Annotated in this window: 5 protein-coding genes; 3 read left to right on the forward strand and 2 right to left on the reverse strand. The window is 73.1% G+C overall.

Annotated features, from left to right (window positions below):
- Positions 1-10,565, reverse strand: a 10,565-nt coding sequence (locus ACIGWZ_RS00005) for a type I polyketide synthase (protein WP_400059087.1), incomplete at its 3' end; no start/stop codon positions are given.
- 245 nt (positions 10,566-10,810) lie between these two features.
- On the opposite strand from ACIGWZ_RS00005, the gene ACIGWZ_RS00010 reads away from it, so the two are divergent.
- Positions 10,811-12,070, forward strand: coding sequence for a nucleotide disphospho-sugar-binding domain-containing protein (locus tag ACIGWZ_RS00010; RefSeq protein WP_400059089.1), 1,260 nt, complete (start codon positions 10,811-10,813; stop codon positions 12,068-12,070).
- 119 nt (positions 12,071-12,189) lie between these two features.
- Here the strand turns inward: ACIGWZ_RS00010 and ACIGWZ_RS00015 are convergent, their stop codons facing one another.
- Positions 12,190-13,356, reverse strand: a complete 1,167-nt coding sequence (locus tag ACIGWZ_RS00015) for a cytochrome P450 (protein ID WP_400059091.1) — start codon at positions 13,354-13,356, stop codon at positions 12,190-12,192.
- 561 nt (positions 13,357-13,917) lie between these two features.
- Here ACIGWZ_RS00015 and ACIGWZ_RS00020 point away from each other — a divergent pair.
- The gene (locus ACIGWZ_RS00020) at positions 13,918-16,632 is read left to right on the forward strand and encodes a DUF4132 domain-containing protein (RefSeq protein ID WP_400059093.1); all 2,715 of its coding nucleotides are present in this window, start codon (positions 13,918-13,920) and stop codon (positions 16,630-16,632) included.
- Positions 16,633-16,775: 143 nt separating this feature from the next.
- On the forward strand, positions 16,776-17,921 hold the full coding sequence (locus ACIGWZ_RS00025; protein ID WP_400059095.1) for an AAA family ATPase: 1,146 nt from the start codon (positions 16,776-16,778) through the stop codon (positions 17,919-17,921).
- The last annotated feature ends 18 nt before the right edge of the window (positions 17,922-17,939 follow it).

Consider the following 17,939-nt stretch of genomic DNA (forward strand, 5'->3'; position numbering starts at 1 on the left):
GCGACGATGGTGGTGGCGTCGTCGAGGGTGAGGGCGCCGGCGGTGTAGGCGGCGGCGATCTCGCCTTGGGAGTGGCCCAGGACGGCGTCGGGGTGAATGCCGTGGGCCTTCCACAGTTCGGCCAGGCCGGTGAGGACGGCGAAGAGCGCGGGTTGGACGATGTCGACGCGGTCCAGCCCGGGTGCGTCGGGGTGCTGGGTGAGCACTTCGGTCAGTGACCAGTCGGTGTGTCGGGACAGTGCTGTCTCGCACGCTTCGATGTGGTTGCGGAAGACGGTGGAGCTGGTCATGAGATCGGCGGCCATGCCCGGGTATTGCGAGCCCTGCCCGGGGAAGAGGAACACCGTCTTCCCACCGCCGGACGCCGCCGTGCCCTTGATGAGACCCGGGTGCTCCTCGCCCCGGGCCAAAGCCTCCAACGCCGCGGTGAGTTCGTCCCGATCGGTACCGATGGCCACGGCGCGGTGGTCGTGGTGCGCACGGGTGGTGGCCAGGGAGTGCCCGACGTCGGCAGGGTCGAGCTCCGGCCGCTCGGCGACGTGGGTCAGCAGCCGCATCGCCTGGGCTGCCAGCGCCTCGTCCGTCTTCCCTGAGACCGGCCAGGCGAACACCGGATTGGGGTCCGGCTCCACGGTCTCCTCGGCCACCGGCTCAGCCTCGGCAGGCGCCTCAAGAATGAGGTGAGCGTTCGTCCCGGAAATGCCGAACGATGACACACCGGCCCGGCGCGGCCGCTCAACCTCGGGCCACGGCGTCGATTCGGTGAGCAGGCTGACCGCGCCCGCCTCCCAGTCCACGTGTGGTGTCGGCTCGTCGACGTGCAACGTCTGCGGAAGCAGCCCGTGCCGCATGGCCATGACCATCTTGATGACACCCGCGACACCGGCCGCCGCCTGCGTGTGCCCGATGTTGGACTTCACCGACCCCAGCCACAACGGCCGCTCCACCGGCCGGTCCTGGCCATAGGTAGCCAGCAGCGCCTGCGCCTCGATCGGGTCACCCAGCGTCGTCCCCGTACCGTGCGCCTCCACCGCGTCGACATCAGTGGCGTCCAACTGCGCACTGGCCAGCGCCGCCCGGATCACTCGCTGCTGCGACGGGCCGTTGGGCGCGGTCAGACCGTTGCTGGCTCCGTCCTGGTTGACCGCCGAACCCCGGATGACAGCGAGCACCTGGTGCCCGTTGCGCTCGGCGTCCGACAGTCGCTCCAGCAGCACCAGCCCGACGCCTTCGGAGAAGCCCGTGCCATCCGCCCCGGCCGCGAAGGACTTGCTCCGTCCGTCCGGTGCCAGACCACGCTGCCGCGAGAACTCCACGAACACCGTCGGGGTCGCCATGACGGTCACGCCGCCGGCCAGCGCCATCGTGCATTCGCCATTGCGCAGCGCCTGCGCCGCCAGATGCATGGCGACCAGCGAGGACGAGCACGCCGTGTCGATCGTGACCGCCGGGCCCTCCAGGCCCAGCGTGTACGCGATCCGGCCCGACGCCACACTGCCCGCCGCGCTGGTGATGAGGTAGCCCTCGAAGCCCTCGGGGGTGCGCTGCGTCCCCGAGGACGGGGCGTAGTCGCTGTACATGACGCCGGTGAAGACGCCCGTGGCACTGCCCCGCAGCGTCCCCGGGTCGATCCCGGCCCGCTCGAACGTCTCCCAGCCGGTCTCCAGCAGCAACCGCTGCTGCGGGTCCATGGCCAAGGCCTCGCGCGGCGAGATGCCGAAGAACTCCGCGTCGAACTCGGCCGCGTCGTGCAGGAATCCGCCGTGGCGCGTGTAGCTCTTGCCCGACCGGTCCGGGGCGGGGTCGTACAGGTCCGCCACGTTCCAGCCCCGGCCCTCGGGGAACCCGGAGATCAGGTCGCGCCCCTGGGCCAGCCGCTCCCAGAACGCCTCCGGCGAGTCGGCCTCCCCGGGGAACCGGCAGGCCATCGACACGATCGCGATCGGCTCGTCGCTGCCGGCGAGGGTGACGGGCGCCTGGGCCGCGGTGCCGCCGGAGAGGTCGCCGGCCAGCTCGTCGTGGAGATGACGGGCGAGCGCGATGACCGTGGGATGGTCGAAGATCAGTGTCGCCGGCAGCCGGAGGCCCGTGGCCGCGGTCAGGTGGTTGCGGAGTTCGACCGCCGTCAGGGAGTCGAAACCGAGTGCCTTGAACGGCCGGCCGGGGTCGGTCGCCTCGTCGGCGGCATGGCCCAGCACCGCCGCGACCTGCGCTCGTACGAGGTCCAGCAGCGCCTGCTCCCGCTCGGCACGGGACAGCCCGGCGAGCCGGCCCCGCAGGGCGTCCGCCCCCGCGCCGCCCGAGGCCGGACCGGCCGCGCCGCGGCCGTCGGTCGCGCTCCTGCGCCGCACCGGGGTGCGGACGAGGTCGCGCATGACGGCCGGGAGCAGCCCCGCACCGGCCTGGGCGCGCAGGGCGGCACCGTCCATGGCGGCCGCCACCAGCACCGGCGGGAGGCCGGCGGACAGCGCGGCGTCGAACAGTTCCAGCCCGCGCTCCGTGGCCAGCGGCAGTACGCCCAGGCGGCCGGTGCGCGCCACGTCCGCGTCCGCGAGGTGGCCCGTCATACCGCTGGACTCGGCCCACAGGCCCCAGGCGAGGGAGACCGCGGGCAGGCCCCGGGCGTGCCGGTGGGCGGCCAGGGCGTCGAGGTAGGTGTTGGCCGCGGCGTAGTTCGCCTGACCGCCGCCGCCCGCGATGCCGACGATCGACGAGAACAGCACGAAGGCGGCCAGATCGAGGTCGGCGGTCAGCCGGTGCAGATGCCACGCGGCGTCGGCCTTCGGCCGCAGTACGGCATCCAGTTGCTCCGTCGTGAGCGAGGTGACGACCGTGTCGTCCAGCACCCCCGCCGTGTGCACGACCGCGGTGAGGGGCCGGTCGGGCGGTACGCCCTCGACGAGCCGGGTCAGCTCGTCCGGGTCGCCGACGTCGCAGGAGGCGACGGTGACCTCGGCCCCCGCCGCCGTGAGTTCCGCGACCAGCTCGGCGGCGCCCGGGGCGTCGGCACCCCTCCGGCCGGCGAGGAGCAGGTGGCGCACACCGTGCCGGGTGACCAGGTGACGGGCCGTCAGGGCGCCGAGGGTGCCGGTGCCGCCCGTGATGAGGACCGTGCCGTCGGGGTCCAGCGGGCGGCCGGGACGCTCGTCCCCGGGCAGCGCGGCCCGGTTCAGCCGCGGGACGTAAGCGGTTCCGCCGCGCAGGACGAGCTGCGGTTCACCGGACTCCAGCGCGGTGGCCACGGCTCCGGCCAGGGCCGCCGGCGGCGGCGAGGCGACCGCCGCGGAGGCGTCGTCGCAGTCGAGCAGGAGGAACCGGCCCGGGTGCTCGGTCTGCGCCGAGCGCAACAGGCCCCACACCACGGCCTGTTCGGGTGCCGGCACCTCGTCGCCGGGGTGCGCGGCGATCGCTCCTCGTGTCTGTACGACGAGGCAGGACCCGGCAAAGCGGTCGTCGGCCAGCCACGACCGGACGAGGGCCAGCGCGGTGTGGGCCGTCGTACGGGCGGCCGCCGCGTGGTCGGGGGTATCCGTCGCCCCGGTGAAGGCGGCGATGACCACGTCAGGGGCCGGGCCGTCCGCCGCGACACCCTCCTCCGGCGCGAGGAGACCGGTGTCCGCGTCCGGGCCGACGACCGCCCAGCGGTAACCGTCGGGCACTCCCGTGACCGGCAGCGGCGACCAGGTGAGGGCGTGCAGGGCGCCGTCGCCCTCGGACAGGGCGGCGGCCGCCAGCCGGTCCGGCGCGACCGGCCGGGTGGTCAGCGAGGCGAGGGAGACGACCGGCCGTCCGTCCGTGTCGGACAGGGACAGCGTCACGGCGTCCGGACCCGCGGGGGAGATCCGTACGCGCAGCGCGGTGGCCCCGGTGGCGTGGGACTCCAGTCCCGCCCACGAGAACGGCAGCCGGATGCCGCCGTCCGCCTCGCCGCCGAGCAGGCCGATCGTGGCGAGCGCGTGCAACGCGGCGTCGAGGAGGGCCGGATGGATGCCGAACCCCTCGGTGTCGGCGTCCTGCGGGAGGACGATCTCGGCGTACACCTCGTCGCCGTGCCGCCAGGCGGCGCGCACCCCCTGGAATACCGGCCCGTACTGGTATCCCTGGCCGGCGAGGCGTGCGTAGAGGCCGGTGGTGTCGACCGGCGTCGCGCCCCGCGGCGGCCAGGCGTCCGGGGCCGCCGGAAGGGCGTCGGCCGCCGGGCCGGACCCAGCCGGATGGGAGAGGGTGCCCGTCGCGTGCCGGGTCCACGGCCGGTCCGGGCCCCCGTCCTCCGGCCGCGAGTGGACGGTCAGCTGCCGCAGTCCGGAGCCGTCGAGGGCGCCGACGACCACCTGGAGGCGCACCGCCCGGTCCTCGGCCAGGGCGAGCGGCGCCTCCAGGACGAGCTCCTCCACCCGGTGGCAACCGCACTGCGCGGCGGCCTCCATGGCGAGTTCGGCGAAGGCGGCGCCGGGCAGCAGCGCCGCGCCCAGCACGACGTGGTCCGCGATCCACGGGTGGGTCTCCAGCGACAGCCGGCCGGTGAGCACGGACTCGTCGCTGCCCGCCACCGGGACGGACGCCCCGATCAATGGATGGCCGCTCGCCTCCAGCCCGGCGGTCGTCACGTCCGCGGCGGAGGCCGAGGGCGCGAGCCAGTACCGGTCGTGCCGGAACGGGTACGTCGGCAGGTCCACGACCCGGGCCCCGGGCGGGAACACCGGCTTCCAGTCCACCGGCAGGCCCCGGACGTGGGCGTGCCCGGCCGAGGCGAGGAACCGCTCCGGGCCGCCCATGCCGCGCCGCAGGGACTCCAGGACGGCGCCGGGGCCGTGGTCCCGCTCCTCCTCCAGCACGTCCGCGATGCCCAGGGTCAGCACCGGGTGCGGACTGACCTCCACGAAGCTCCGGTGACCGGCGCGGATCAGGGCGCGGACGGTCTCCTCGAAGCGCACGGTCCGGCGTCCGTTACGGAACCAGTACTCGGCGTCCAGCGCGGTGGTGTCGAGGAGGTCACCGGTGACGGTCGAGTAGAAGGCCGTTCCGGCGGGCAGCGGGGTGACGCCGTCGAGCACGGTCAGCAGATGGTCGCGCACCGCGTCCAACTGCGCGGAGTGGGAAGCGTAGTCGACCGGGATGCGGCGGGCCTGCACGCCCTGCCGCTCGCACGCGTCGAGGAACTCGTCCAGGGCCTGCGTACCGCCCGAGATCACCGTCGTGGACGGTCCGTTCACCGCCGCGACCTCGATCGCGTCGCCCCAGCGGACCAGCCGGTCCCGCACCTCGGCGACGGGCAGCGGCACGGAGACCATGCCGCCACCGCCGGACAGCGCCACCAGGGACCGGCTGCGGAGCGCGATGATCCTGGCGGCGTCCGCGACCGACAGGGCCCCCGCCACGCACGCGGCCGCGATCTCCCCCTGCGAGTGCCCGATCACCGCGTCCGGGACGACGCCCACGGACTCCCACTGCGCGGCCAGCGCGACCATGACGGCGAACAGCGCGGGCTGGACGACGTCCACGCGCTCCAGCGACGGCGCGCCCTCCGCTCCGCGCAGCACGTCCATGAGCGACCAGTCGACGTGCGGGGCCAGGGCGTCCGCGCACTCCTGGACGCGTGCGCGGAAGACGGGCGAGGTGTCGAGCAGTTCCAGGGCCATGCCCTGCCACTGGGAACCCTGGCCGGGGAAGACGAACACGGTCTTTCCCGTGTCGTCGCCCGCCACGCCCCGCACCACGCCGGGGGCTTCCTCGCCGTTCGCCAGGGCCTGGAGGGCGGCCGTCAGCTCCGCCCGGTCCCGGCCGGTCACGACGGCGCGGTGGTCCAGCGCCGCGCGGGTGGTGACCAGGGCGAACCCGATGTCCGCCAGGTCGGGGCCGTCCGCGGTGCCGTCCCGCGCGTCGCCGTGCCGCGGGTCCGGCCGCCCGGCGAACGCGGCGAGCCTGGCCGCCTGGTCGCGCAGGGCCTCCGCGGACCGCGCCGACAGCACCCAGGGCACGTACGCCCCGGCGGCGGCCGCCGCGGCCGGGGCCGCGTCCGCGCCTGCGTCGGCCGCCAGGACGGGGGACTCCTCCGGGCCCTGCTCGAGGATCACATGGGCGTTGGTGCCACTGATGCCGAAGGAGGACACCGCCGTCCGGCGGGCTCGTCCGGTCTCCGGCCACGGGACCGGCTCGGTGAGCAGGGCCACCCGGCCGGCCGACCAGTCCACGTGCGGGGACGGCTCGTCCACGTGCAGGGTCCGCGGCAGGACGCCGTGCCGCATGGCCATCACCATCTTGATGACCCCGCCGACCCCGGCCGCCGCCTGGGCGTGGCCGATGTTGGACTTCAACGAGCCCAGCCACAGGGGGTGTTCGGCGGGCCGGTCCTGGCCGTAGGTGGCGAGCAGCGCCTGCGCCTCGATCGGGTCGCCCAGCGTCGTCCCCGTGCCGTGCGCCTCCACCGCGTCGACGTCGCCCGGCGCCATCCTGGCGGCCGCGAGGGCCTGGCGGATCAACCGTTCCTGGGCGGCGCCGTTGGGCGCGGTCAGGCCGTTGCTGGCCCCGTCCTGGTTGATCGCCGAGGCCCGGATCACCGCCAGCACACGGTGGCCGTTGCGCCGGGCGTCCGACAGCCGCTCCAGGGCGACCATGCCGACGCCCTCGGCCCAGGCCGTACCGTCCGCGCCCGCCGCGAACGCCTTGCACCGGCCGTCCGGCGCCAGGCCCCGCTGCCGGCTGAACTCCACGAACATGCCGGGACCTGCCATCACCGTGGCACCGCCCGCGAGCGCCAGGGTGCACTCGCCCATCCGCAGGGCCTGGCAGGCCAGGTGGAGCGCGACCAGCGAGGAGGAGCACGCCGTGTCGACGGTGACCGCCGGGCCCTCCAGGCCGAACGCGTAGGCCAGCCGGCCGGACGCGACGCTGACCGTCTGCCCGGTGAGCAGGTAGCCGTCGAGCCGGCCCCGGGACTCGTACAGCCGCGGCCCGTACTCCTGCGCCGTCGCGCCGACGAACACCCCGGTACGGGTGGCGCGCAGGGACGTCGCGGCGATCCCCGACCGCTCGGCGGCCTCCCACGCGATCTCCAGCAGCAGCCTCTGCTGGGGGTCCATGGCCAGGGCCTCGCGCGGGCTGATGCCGAAGAACGCCGGGTCGAACCCGGCGGCGTCCCGCAGGAACCCGCCCGCCCGGGCGTACGAGGTGCCGGGCCGTTCCGGGTCCGGATCGTAGAGACCGCGCAGGTCCCAGCCCCGGTCGGCGGGGAAGCCGGAGATCGCGTCGGTGCCGTCGGCGACCAGCCGCCACAGGTCCTCGGGCGACTCGACACCACCGGGGAACCGGCAGCTCATGCCGACGATGGCGATCGGCTCGTCCTGCGGCGCCGGGCGCCCCGGCCCGTTGTCGGCCCTCGCGGCATCGGCGGTCCCGGCCGTGACCGCGCCCGCCAGCCTGGTCCGCAGGTGGCCCGCGAGCGCGGCCGGTGTGGGATGGCCGTACAGGGCGCTCGCGGGCACCCGCCGCCCCGTCACCGCCGTCAGCCGCCTGCACAGCTCGACGCCCAGCAGCGAATCGAAGCCCAGCTCCTTGAACGCGTGGTCCGTCCCCACCGCCTCGGCCGTGACGTGGCCGAGGACGATCGCCACCTGGGTGCGCACCAGTTCGAGCAGCAGCCGGCCCTGTTCCGTCTCGGACAGCCCCGACAGCCGTGCCGTCCAGCCGGTGTCGGCACCGTCCTCGCCTCCGGTCTCCGGAAGGGCGTCACCCGGCACCGCCTCCGGCAGCCCGGGCTCCTCCTGCGGCCCCGCGCCGTCCACGGCGTCCGGGAGCGGCTCGGGCCAGTGGCGGGTGCGCTGGAAGGCGTAGGTGGGCAGGGGCAGCCGCTCGCCGCCGTCGTCCGCCAGGAGCGTGCCCCAGTCCACCCGTACGCCGTGGGCGTGGGCCTGGGCCAGCGCCTCCCGCACCGACCGCTCCTCGGGCCGGTCGCCGCGCAGCACCGGCACCAGCAGGGGAAGGTCCGCGGTGTCCCCGGCGGCCTCGGACAGGGACGCCTCCGCCATGGCGGACAGCACGCCGCTCGGCCCCACCTCCAGGTACGCGCCGACGCCCAGACCGTCCAGGGCGATGACGCCGTCGGCGAAGCGCACGGGCCGTCTGATGTGCTCGGCCCAGTACTCGGGTGTCGTCAGCTCACCCTCCGTCGCGAGCCGGCCGGTGAGGTTGGAGACGACGGGGACGCGCGGCGCGTGGAACCGCAGCCCGGCGGCGATCTCGCCGAACTCCGCCACCATCGGCTCCATGAGGGGCGAGTGGAAGGCGTGGCTGACCTTCAGCCGCCGCGTCCTGCGGCCCCGCGCCGCCCAGAGACCGGCGATCTCCTCGACGGTGCTCTCCTCGCCCGAGATCACCACCGCGGCCGGGCCGTTGATCGCGGCGATGCCGGCCCGGCCCGCGTGCCCGGCCAGTGTCTCCAGCACCTCCTCCTCCGTCGCCTCGACCGCGGTCATCGCGCCGCCCGCGGGCAAGGACTGCATGAGGCGGCCGCGCGCCGCCACCAGCGCGCAGGCGTCCGGGAGTTCCAGGATCCCGGCCACGTGGGCCGCGGTCAGCTCACCGATGGAGTGACCGGTGAGGTGGTCGGGGGTGACGCCCCAGTGCTCCAGCAGCCGCGTCAGCGCGGTCTCCACGGCGAACAGACCGCTCTGTGTGTAGAGGGTCTGGTCCAGCAGCGCGGCGTCGGCACCGCCCTCCGGCGCGAACAGGACCTCGCGCAGCGGCCGCGGCAACAGCGGGTCCAGATGCGCGCACACCTCGTCGAGCGCCGCGCGGAAGACGGGCTCCCGCCGGTGCAGACGGTGCCCCATGCCGGCGTACTGGCTGCCCTGGCCCGTGAACAGGAAGGCGGTGCCGCCGCGTTCGCGCGCCGTTCCGCGCACCGCCGCCGCGCTCCCGTCGTTCCCGGAGGCCAGCTCGTCCAGTGCAGCCCGGAAGTCCGCCGCCTCCTCGCCGAACACGACGGCCCGGTGCCGGAAGTGGGTACGCGTGGCGGCCAGCGAGTAGCCGATGTCCGCGAAGTCCGCGCCGGGGTGGGCGTCGAGGTGCTCGCGCAGCCGCCGCGCCTGCTCGCGCAGCGCCGGCTCGTCGCGCCCGGAGACGACCCAGGGCACTGCCGTGCGGGGGGCGGAAGCTCCGGCGGACCGGCCGGACCCGGAACGGGCGGGGGCCTCGGCGCGGGCGGGAGCCTCGGCGCGGGCGGGGGCCTCGGCCAGCACCACGTGGCAGTTCGTGCCGCCCATGCCGAACGACGACACCCCGGCCAGCAGGGGCGCTTCCTCCCGCGGCCACGGGGTCAGCTCCCGCTGGACCTCCAGTCGCAGCGCGTCCAGGTCGATGTCCGGGTTGGGCCGCTCGAAGTTGAGGCTGGCCGGGATCCGCCGGTGCCTGATGCTGAGCGCGGCCTTCAGCAGACCGACGATGCCCGCGGCGCCTTCCAGGTGCCCCACGTTGGTCTTCGCGGACCCCACGAGCAGCGGCGGCCCGTCGGCACGCGCGGCGCCGAACACGTCACCGAGCGCCGCGGCCTCGACGGGGTCGCCGACCCGCGTGCCGGTGCCGTGCAGCTCCACGTACTGGACGTCGGCCGGCCGGACCCCGGCGCGGTCGTGCGCGGTGCGGATCACCCGGGACTGGCTCGCGGCGCTGGGCACGGTCAGTCCGTCGGTCGTGCCGTCGTTGTTGACCGCGCTGCCGCGGATCACGCAGTGGATCGGGTCCCCGTCGGCCAGCGCGCGGTCCAGGCGCTTGAGCACGACCAGCCCGCCGCCCTCGCCGCGGACGTAGCCGTTGGCCCGCGCGTCGAAGGTGAAGCAGCGGCCGTCGGGGGAGAGGCCGCCGAACCGCGCGGCGCCCTCGCTGCTCTCGGGGACGAGGGTCAGGTTCACCCCGCCGGCCAGGGCGACGTCCGACTCGCCGCCGCGCAGGCTCTCGACCGCCATGTGCACGGCCACGAGCGAGGACGCCTGGGCCGCATCGACGGTCATGCTCGGCCCCTGGAGGCCGTACGTGTAGGAGATGCGGTTGGCGATGATGCTGCGGTGGGTGCCCGTCAGCGTGTGCGGGGTGAAGGACCGGCTGCCGCGACGGAACAGGAGGTTGGCGTAGTCGTCCCAGATCGATCCGATGAAGACACCGGTCGCGGTGGAGCGCAGGCTCTCCGGGACGATGGCGGCGTCCTCCAGGGCCTCCCAGCTGAGCTCCAGCATGAGCCGCTGCTGGGGGTCCATGACGGCGGCCTCGCGCGGCGAGATGCCGAAGAACCCGGGGTCGAACAGGTCGACGCCGTCGACGAACCCGCCGTGCAGGGTCCCCGGAGCGGCCGACGGGCCGCTCACCCAACGGTCCCGCGGCGTCTCGGTGATGGCGCTGCGGCCCTGGCACAGCAGCTCCCAGAAGCCCTCCGGGCCGGCGGCCTGGGGCAGCCGGCAGGCCATTCCGACGACGGCGAACCCGTCCTCGGGAACGCCGTCGGCCGCCCGGTCCCGGTCGGTGGAGCCCTGAAGCCCAGAACGCTGATTGCCAGGGGTGCCGAACTCGCCTCGCATCGTCGCCCACTATCCCCTCGTGCGTACCGCAACCCGAGAAAACCGGCGGCCGCCGCAGGAGGGCCGGGCCCCGGTTTCGTGAACGGCCAGCATCTGTGGCGTTGCTTGCGGTGCCCTTTGCTCCTTCTAAAGCGGGACGAGGCCGTGACGGCGGGTCCTAGCCGGGCTTTAGACGTGGGCGGTTGTATGCGGCACCGAACCTCTTTTCCCGCCCGAACCGCGATCGTCCGACAGGAGAGGCGTCGATGCGAGTTCTGTTCGTTGCGGCGGCGATGAAGCCGCACTTCTACCATTTGGTGACGCTCGCGTGGGCGTTCCGGGCCGCGGGCCACGACGTCCGTGTGGCGGGTCAGCCGGCCATCGTGGAGCAGGTCAAGCAGTCCGGCCTGCCCGCCGTGTCCGTGGGGGCCGGCTACGACTACATGGACAGCCTGCGGGAACTGTTCAACGACCCGAGCATCGACCTCGCCTCGATCCGCAAGCGGATGACCCAGGCCGCGGGCGACGGGCGGCGCACGAACCGTGACACCAAGGAACTGCTGGGGCTCACGCCCGAACAGCAGCGCATGCGCGAAACGGTGACGTACGGGCCGTACGCCAAGATGGCCGAGGCGATGGCGGAGGACCTGGTGCCGTTCGCCCGGGCATGGCGCCCCGACCTCGTCGTGACCGACCCCCTGCCGTATGTGTCCGCGCTCGTCGCCGAGGTCCTCCGGGTCCCACTGGTACGGCACTTGTGGGGCCCGTACTCCGTACGGCAGCTGGCCGGACACGGGGCGCCGACCGCCGGCACGATGGTCGACTCCTGGCCCGCCTCGCTCGTCGAGCTCTTCGAGCGGTACGGGGCGGCCGTGAGCCCCGACCACGCCCGGGTCACCATCGACCCGACGCCCGTCCGGCTCCAGATCGACGACGTCCCCAACCGGCTCCCCGTCCGGTACGTCCCCTACAACGGCTCCGGCGTGGTCCCCGCCTGGCTGAGCGAGCCGCCGGAGCGACCCCGCGTCTGCGTGACCTGGGGGACCACGACCGGATTCCTCACCAGCCGCGAGGAGTTCGTGGTGCCGACGATCCTGAAGGAGCTCGCCGAACTGGACGTCGAGGTCGTCGCCACGCTGAGCAACGAGGACCGCGAACGGCTGGGCCCCCTCGGCGAGCGCATCCGGGTCGTCGAGGGGCTTCCGTTGGACTGGCTGCTGCCGACGTGCCAGGCCGTGGTGAGCCAGGCCGGCGGCGGCACCATGCTGACGGCCGTCGCGCACGGCATCCCCCAGGTGACCATCCCGCAGACGACGGACCAGCCCTTCAACGCGACCAAGTTGCAGCGCGCCGGTGCCGGACGGGTCGTGGACCTGGACGACCTGAAGAGCGGTGACATCCGCGACGCCGCCTCGGCGGTCCTGTACGACGAGTCCGTCCGCGAGGCCGCCCGCGGCCTGCGCGAGGAGATCATGTCCCAGCCCAGCCCGGCGGAGCTCGTCGGCACGCTGGAGCAACTGGTGTGAGGGGGCGGACCGCCGCCGCTCCGTGTCACGGCGCGGGCGGCGGCGTCCGCCGACAGGACGGGCCGACAGGCCGCCTCCGCAGGTTCGGCCCTGCGGAGGCGGCCTGCCGGCCCCTCCGTTCAGCCTCGGCGTGCCGTCCAGGTCACGGGGAGCTCGTGCACTCCGTAGATGACCATATCGCTACGCAAAGGAACCTCCTCCGGAGGCACCGCGAGCGCCAGATTGGGAAAGCGTCGGAAAAGCGCGGGAAAAGCAACACGCATTTCCACTCGTGCGAGCTGCTGGCCGAGGCATTGGTGGACGCCGTGCGAAAAGGCGAGATGCCCGTTGGCCGGTCGGGCCAGATCGAGTGTGTCGGGGTCGGGGAATCGCTCCGGGTCTCTGTTTCCGCCGGGCAGCGAGAGCATGACGGATTCGCCGGCGCTGATGCGGACGCCTTCGATTTCGACGTCCTCCAGGGCGACGCGCATGGTCCCCGGGATGATCGGGAGATAACGCAGGAGTTCCTCGACGGCGTTGTCCACGGTCTCGGGATCGGTCATCAACGGGATCTGCTCGGGGTGCTGGAGCAGGGCGAAGGTGCCGAGGCCGAGAATGTTCGCCGTGGTGTCGAGTCCGGCGCCGAGGAGCATGAATCCCATGTTGGTCAGCTCTTCGTCGCTCAGTTCGGCACCCGAGGTGACGAGGTCGCTGAGCACGTCGTTGGTCGGCTCGACCCGCATGCGCTGCACCAGACCGCCGAGGTATTCGGTGATGCTGACCATCGCCTGACGCTTCTCCTGCGGCGTGGCGTCCTGGCGGATCATCTTCGCGGTCAGCTCCTGGAACCACTCGCGGTAATCGATCGGCACCCCCAGCAGTTCGCAGATGACCGTCGTCGGGATCGGCGCCGAGTATGACCTGACCAGGTCCGTCTTGGGGCCTTCTGCCTCCATCCGGTCCAGGTGCTCGTCGGTGATCCGCGTGATGCGCGTGGTCAGCTGGCGCATCCGGCGCACCGTGAACTGGGCGGTGAGCAGCCGCCGGTAATGGGTGTGGTCCGGCGGGTCCATGTGCACGAACATGCCGGGCATGGCCGGCGTGGTGTCGCGGACGCTGGTGAACGGATTGCTGCGCAGTTCCTTGCGGGCGCTGAACCGCGGATCGGTGAGCACGGTACGGACGGTCGCGTGGCTGATCACCACCCAGCCGTGGGAACCGTCGGGATACGCGACCCGGGCGATCGGCCGTTTCCCGCGGAGCGCGAGAATCTCGCCGGGGGGTTCGAACAGGCCGGAGTTGGCCATCGGGAATGTCAGGGGTTCTGTTTGCATCGCCGCTGTCCTCCATTGCCAGGCGGCCACGTAACAGCGGAAGCCTGCGTCAACTGTCGGGAATGCCAGATGCGTTCGGCGCACCGGTCGGTGAACCAGGTTCGCACGGACGCGATAACCGATGCTATAACCGCCTCAGTTGGTAGTCCAGGTAACAAGTATCTCCGAGCGAAATGGTTTCGGAAGATACGGGGACGGTGTGGATGCAAGCCGCCGTGACGGGATTGCAGTGAACGATCACGGTGACGGAATGGTGAACTCCATTTAAGGTTCCGGCCGGTTCGCCAATTGATGTCGCGGCATGCCGGACGGTGTGCTCGCTGCTATTTGCATACGCGTTGTCAGGAGGCTGACGTCCTCGGACGGGAGAGCCAGGCGCAGTCCTAGGCCCAGGCGCAGGCGCAGGCCCAGGTGGGGGCCGTGGCCGAAGCTGAGGTGGCCGGTGCGCGAGTGCGCAGGGGCGCGAACGGTCACTGTCAGACCCTCCAACTAGTCTTGGCGCCAACGATGTTGATGTTCAACGGGGAGACACGAATGGGCCGTTCGGAGCGGGGGAGCGACGTGGGGGACGGGGCCGCGGGGGAGGACGGGTTCGTCGTTCCTGAGGCGTGGCGGGAGCGGGTCCATCCGCGGCGCGGGGGTATCGCCGGGCCGCCGATCGAGATCGACTCCCGTGCGGCGGGAGCCATCCGGCGCAGGCTGAAGAAGGTCCGGACCGACCTGGACGGGGTCCTGGACCACTCGCGCAGCGACAAGGAGATGGCGGACGCGGCGCGTGCCCATCTGAACGGGGAGCCGGATCCGCTGGGTGCCGCCGTGGTCGCGGCGATCATCTGGTCGATCTCGGGGTGGGACGAAGAGAAGTGCGAGGGCTTCACGGATGCCTGGGCCGAGCAGCACGGGCTTCTTTTCGCCGCCGTGGCGACCGCGGAGCTCAGCCGGGTACTCGTCCTGCACAGGACGAAGAAGCCGACGTTCGACGGCTGGGTGACGGTTCTGGCCGACGACAACTCCGCCTCCGGCTTCGAGGACGTCGAAGGGGCCGCGCGCCGGACCCGGGAAATGCTGGCCGCCGCCGACGAGACGGAATATCAGGAGACCGTCGCCGCGCTGGCGGACCGCCGGCTGACCCAGTACCAGCGGGTGGTCGTCTCCTACCTGGTGCCGGACCGGACGGACTGGTCGGACGAGCTGGTCGCCACCCCGTTGACGGCCAAGTATGCGCGCTGGTCACCCCTGCTGGTGTGTGCGCTGAGCTCGGCGGAACAGTTCACGCTGCTGCGGGAGCGACAGGGCGAGGCCTGGCTGGAGATTCCGCGGGTGGTACACACGGTTGCCGAGGGGGTCGGCGCCCCCGCGCTGGTAACGACGCTGGTCACGCTGCTCGACGAGGATCGTGTGCCCCTTCCCTGGCTCCTCAACGACATCTACGAGGTGCTGGCCGCCATGCCCGGCGACGAGGCGTTCGGCGCGCTCGCCGCCCGGCTCGGGCGGCCGGGCGTCCATGCCGCCGTACTGGAGGCGATGAAGCGGTTCCCGGTGCGGGCGCTGCGGCTGTTGGCCGACTCGGCCACCGGTTCCTCCCGTAGGGCTCGGATGGCCTGGCGGCTGCTGCGGGAGCACCTGAGGGCCAACCGCGCCCTGGTCGAGGACGTGCTGCCGACCCTGCCCGACACGGCCCGGAAGGCGATCGGGACGGCCATGCGGGCCAGAGAGCAGGTGGCGGAGGCGGCGCCGGAGGCGCTGCCCGGCGTCCTGGTGGATCCGCTCTGGGGGCGCACGGACGCGGCCGGCGCGGAACCGGCCCCGGGCGACGAGATCGATGTCCATCTGCTGCCGCAGGTGCTGGTGCGCGGGATCCGCCAGGCCCTGCCGGTGCCGGCCGTCCGGCACCTGGTGCGGATGCTCGCCGTGGCCCGGCCCGGTGAGGCGGGCCCCGCGGGTGCGGCGGACGCCGGCATCGACGTCGTCAAGGAGCTGTGCGAACCGGCGTCGCTGGACGAGTTCGTATGGGCGCTGTTCCGGCAGAGCGCCGAGGCGCCGCCCTGGGCACTGGCCGCGCTGGAGCGGCTGGGTGGCGAGGAGACGGCCCGCGAGCTGACCCGCCTCATCCGCACCTGGCCGGGGCGGGGCCACTACCGCAAGGCGATGGCCGGGGTCGATGTGCTGGCCGCCCTCGGCAATGACGTCGCGCTGATGCATCTGAGCGGGATCGCGCAGCGGACCAAGCATGAGAGCGTCAGGAAGACGGCCCGGAACCACCTCGACCGGCTCGCCGGTGAGCGGGGGCTGACCGTGGAGCAGCTCATCGAGCGGCTGGTGCCCGGCTTCGGCCTGGAGCGGAACGGCAGCCTGGTCCTCGATTACGGCCGGCGCCGGTTCACCGCGGGCTTCGATGAGCAGCTTCGGCCGTATGTCACCGATGAGGACGGCAAGCGGCGCAAGAATCTGCCCAGGCCCGGTGTGCGCGACGACCAGGTCCTCGGACCGCTCGCACACCGGCGGTTCGCCGGGCTGAAGAAGGACGTGCGGGTGGTCGCCGCGGACCAGATCCGGCGCATGGAGCGGGCGATGGTGTCCCAGCACCGATGGTCCCTGGCCGAGTTCCGCGCGACCTTCGCGGACCATCCCCTGCTGTGGCACCTCGCCCGGCGGGTGGTGTGGACCGCCGAGTACGGCGACACCCGCCGCGACTTCCGCCTGGCGGAGGACCGTACCCTCGCCGACATCGAGGACGAGGCGTTCACCCTTCCGGACGCGGCAAGGATCGGCATCCTCCATCCCGTCCATCTGGCGGCCGGGCACAACTGGGCGGAAATGTTCGCCGATTACGAGATCCTCCAGCCGTTCGCCCAGCTCGACCGGCCCGTCCATGCGCTGGCCGACGACGAGCGCGGCGGCACGGCCCTCACGCGCTTCCAGCACCTCACCGTGCCGACCGGCGGGGTCCTCGGCCTGGAGAAGCACGGGTGGCGGCGGGCCGCTCCCCAGGGCGGCGGCGTACAGCCGTGGATCTCCCGCGAGATACCCGGCGGCCTCTCCGTGGTGGTGGGGCTGAACCCGGGCATCGTCGTCCGAGCGCCCTACGAGCGACCCGAGCAGGCCCTCACCGGCGTCGAGATCCGCGACCTCTCCGAGGACGGGCGACGCCGGAAGCCGCGTCCCGCGCGGACCTTCGGCGACCTCGACCCGGTGACCGTCAGCGAACTGCTCACCGACCTCATCGACCTCACCGGGGCGGAGGCCTGACCGGGAGGGACTCCTGACCGGGCCCGACTCCCGACCGGGCCGGCCCCCGACCGGGACGGGCCGGCTCCTGGCCCGGTCCCGAACCGCTGACCGTGCCGCACTCCTGAACCGCGCCGACCTTCCGAACCGCGAGGCACCACACCGTGACATCACCACCCCTATCCACACCGGGATCCACGCCCGGATCCACCGAATCCGCGTCCGCGCAGCGGCCGCCCGCCGAAGTCCGCTTCGCGGACGAACTGGCCCGGCTCCGCGACACGGACGACCGCCACCGGCCGCCCGGCTGGGCCCTCAGCCTGGATGCCGCCCGGCGGTTCATCGTCGGGGACGACAAGCGCGGCGTCAGCCGTAAGTTCGTCGGCGACTCCGCCCTGGTCGACCGCGCCCTGGTCACGCTGGCGACCAGCCGCGGGCTCATGCTGGTCGGCGAACCGGGCACGGCCAAGTCGCTGCTGTCGGAGCTGATCGCCGCCGCCGTCAGCGGAGAGTCCACGCTCACCGTCCAGGGCGGCGCGGCCACCACCGAGGACCAGATCAAGTACTCCTGGAACTACGCCCTGTTGGTGTCCGAGGGCCCGTCCCCACGGTCCCTGGTACCGGCGCCGATGCTCCGCGGGATGACCCAGGGCAAGGTCGTCCGGTTCGAGGAGATCACCCGCTGCCCGCTCGAGGTCCAGGACTCCATGCTCTCGCTGCTGTCCGAGCGGGCGCTCGCGATTCCCGAACTGACCGGCGCCGACGGCATGGTGTTCGCCACCGAGGGTTTCAACGTCATCGCGACCGCCAACACCCGCGACCGCGGCGTCAACGAGATGAGCGCGGCCCTCAAACGCCGCTTCAACTTCGAGACGGTGTTCCCCATCGCCGACCTCGCCACCGAACTCGATCTGGTCGAGCAGGAGGCCAACACGCTGCTGCGGCGCTCCGGGGTGGCGATACCGGCGCCCCGGGACGTACTGGAGGTGCTGGTCACCGCGTTCCGCGAGCTGCGCACCGGCAGCGCGGAGACGGAAGGCGGCGGCGGGTCCACGGACCGGCTCTCCACGGTGATGAGTACCGCCGAGGCGGTCTCGGTCGCGCACGCCGTGGGCCTGCGGGGCTGGTATCTGCGGGGGGAGGCGGGCACGCCCGCCGACATCGTGGAGTGCCTGGCGGGCACGGCGGCGAAGGACAACGCCGAGGACCTCGCCCGGCTGCGCCGCTATCTGGAGCAGCGGGTGCCGCGGAAGAAGGGCGCCCAGTGGAAGGCCCTGCACCGCGCCCGTCACCTCCTCCCGGACCGGTGAGGGGGACGGTGATGCCGA

The organism is Streptomyces sp. NPDC053427 (assembly GCF_044544985.1).
In the GTDB taxonomy this organism is placed as follows: Bacteria; Actinomycetota; Actinomycetes; order Streptomycetales; family Streptomycetaceae; genus Streptomyces.

Excerpts from the sequence above, each read along its gene's own strand:
- ACIGWZ_RS00020 (WP_400059093.1), top strand. The coding sequence starts at position 13,918 with ATGGGCCGTTCGGAGCGGGGGAGCGACGTGGGGGACGGGGCCGCGGGG.
- ACIGWZ_RS00015 (WP_400059091.1), bottom strand. The coding sequence starts at position 13,356 with ATGGCCAACTCCGGCCTGTTCGAACCCCCCGGCGAGATTCTCGCGCTC.
- ACIGWZ_RS00010 (WP_400059089.1), top strand. The coding sequence starts at position 10,811 with ATGCGAGTTCTGTTCGTTGCGGCGGCGATGAAGCCGCACTTCTACCAT.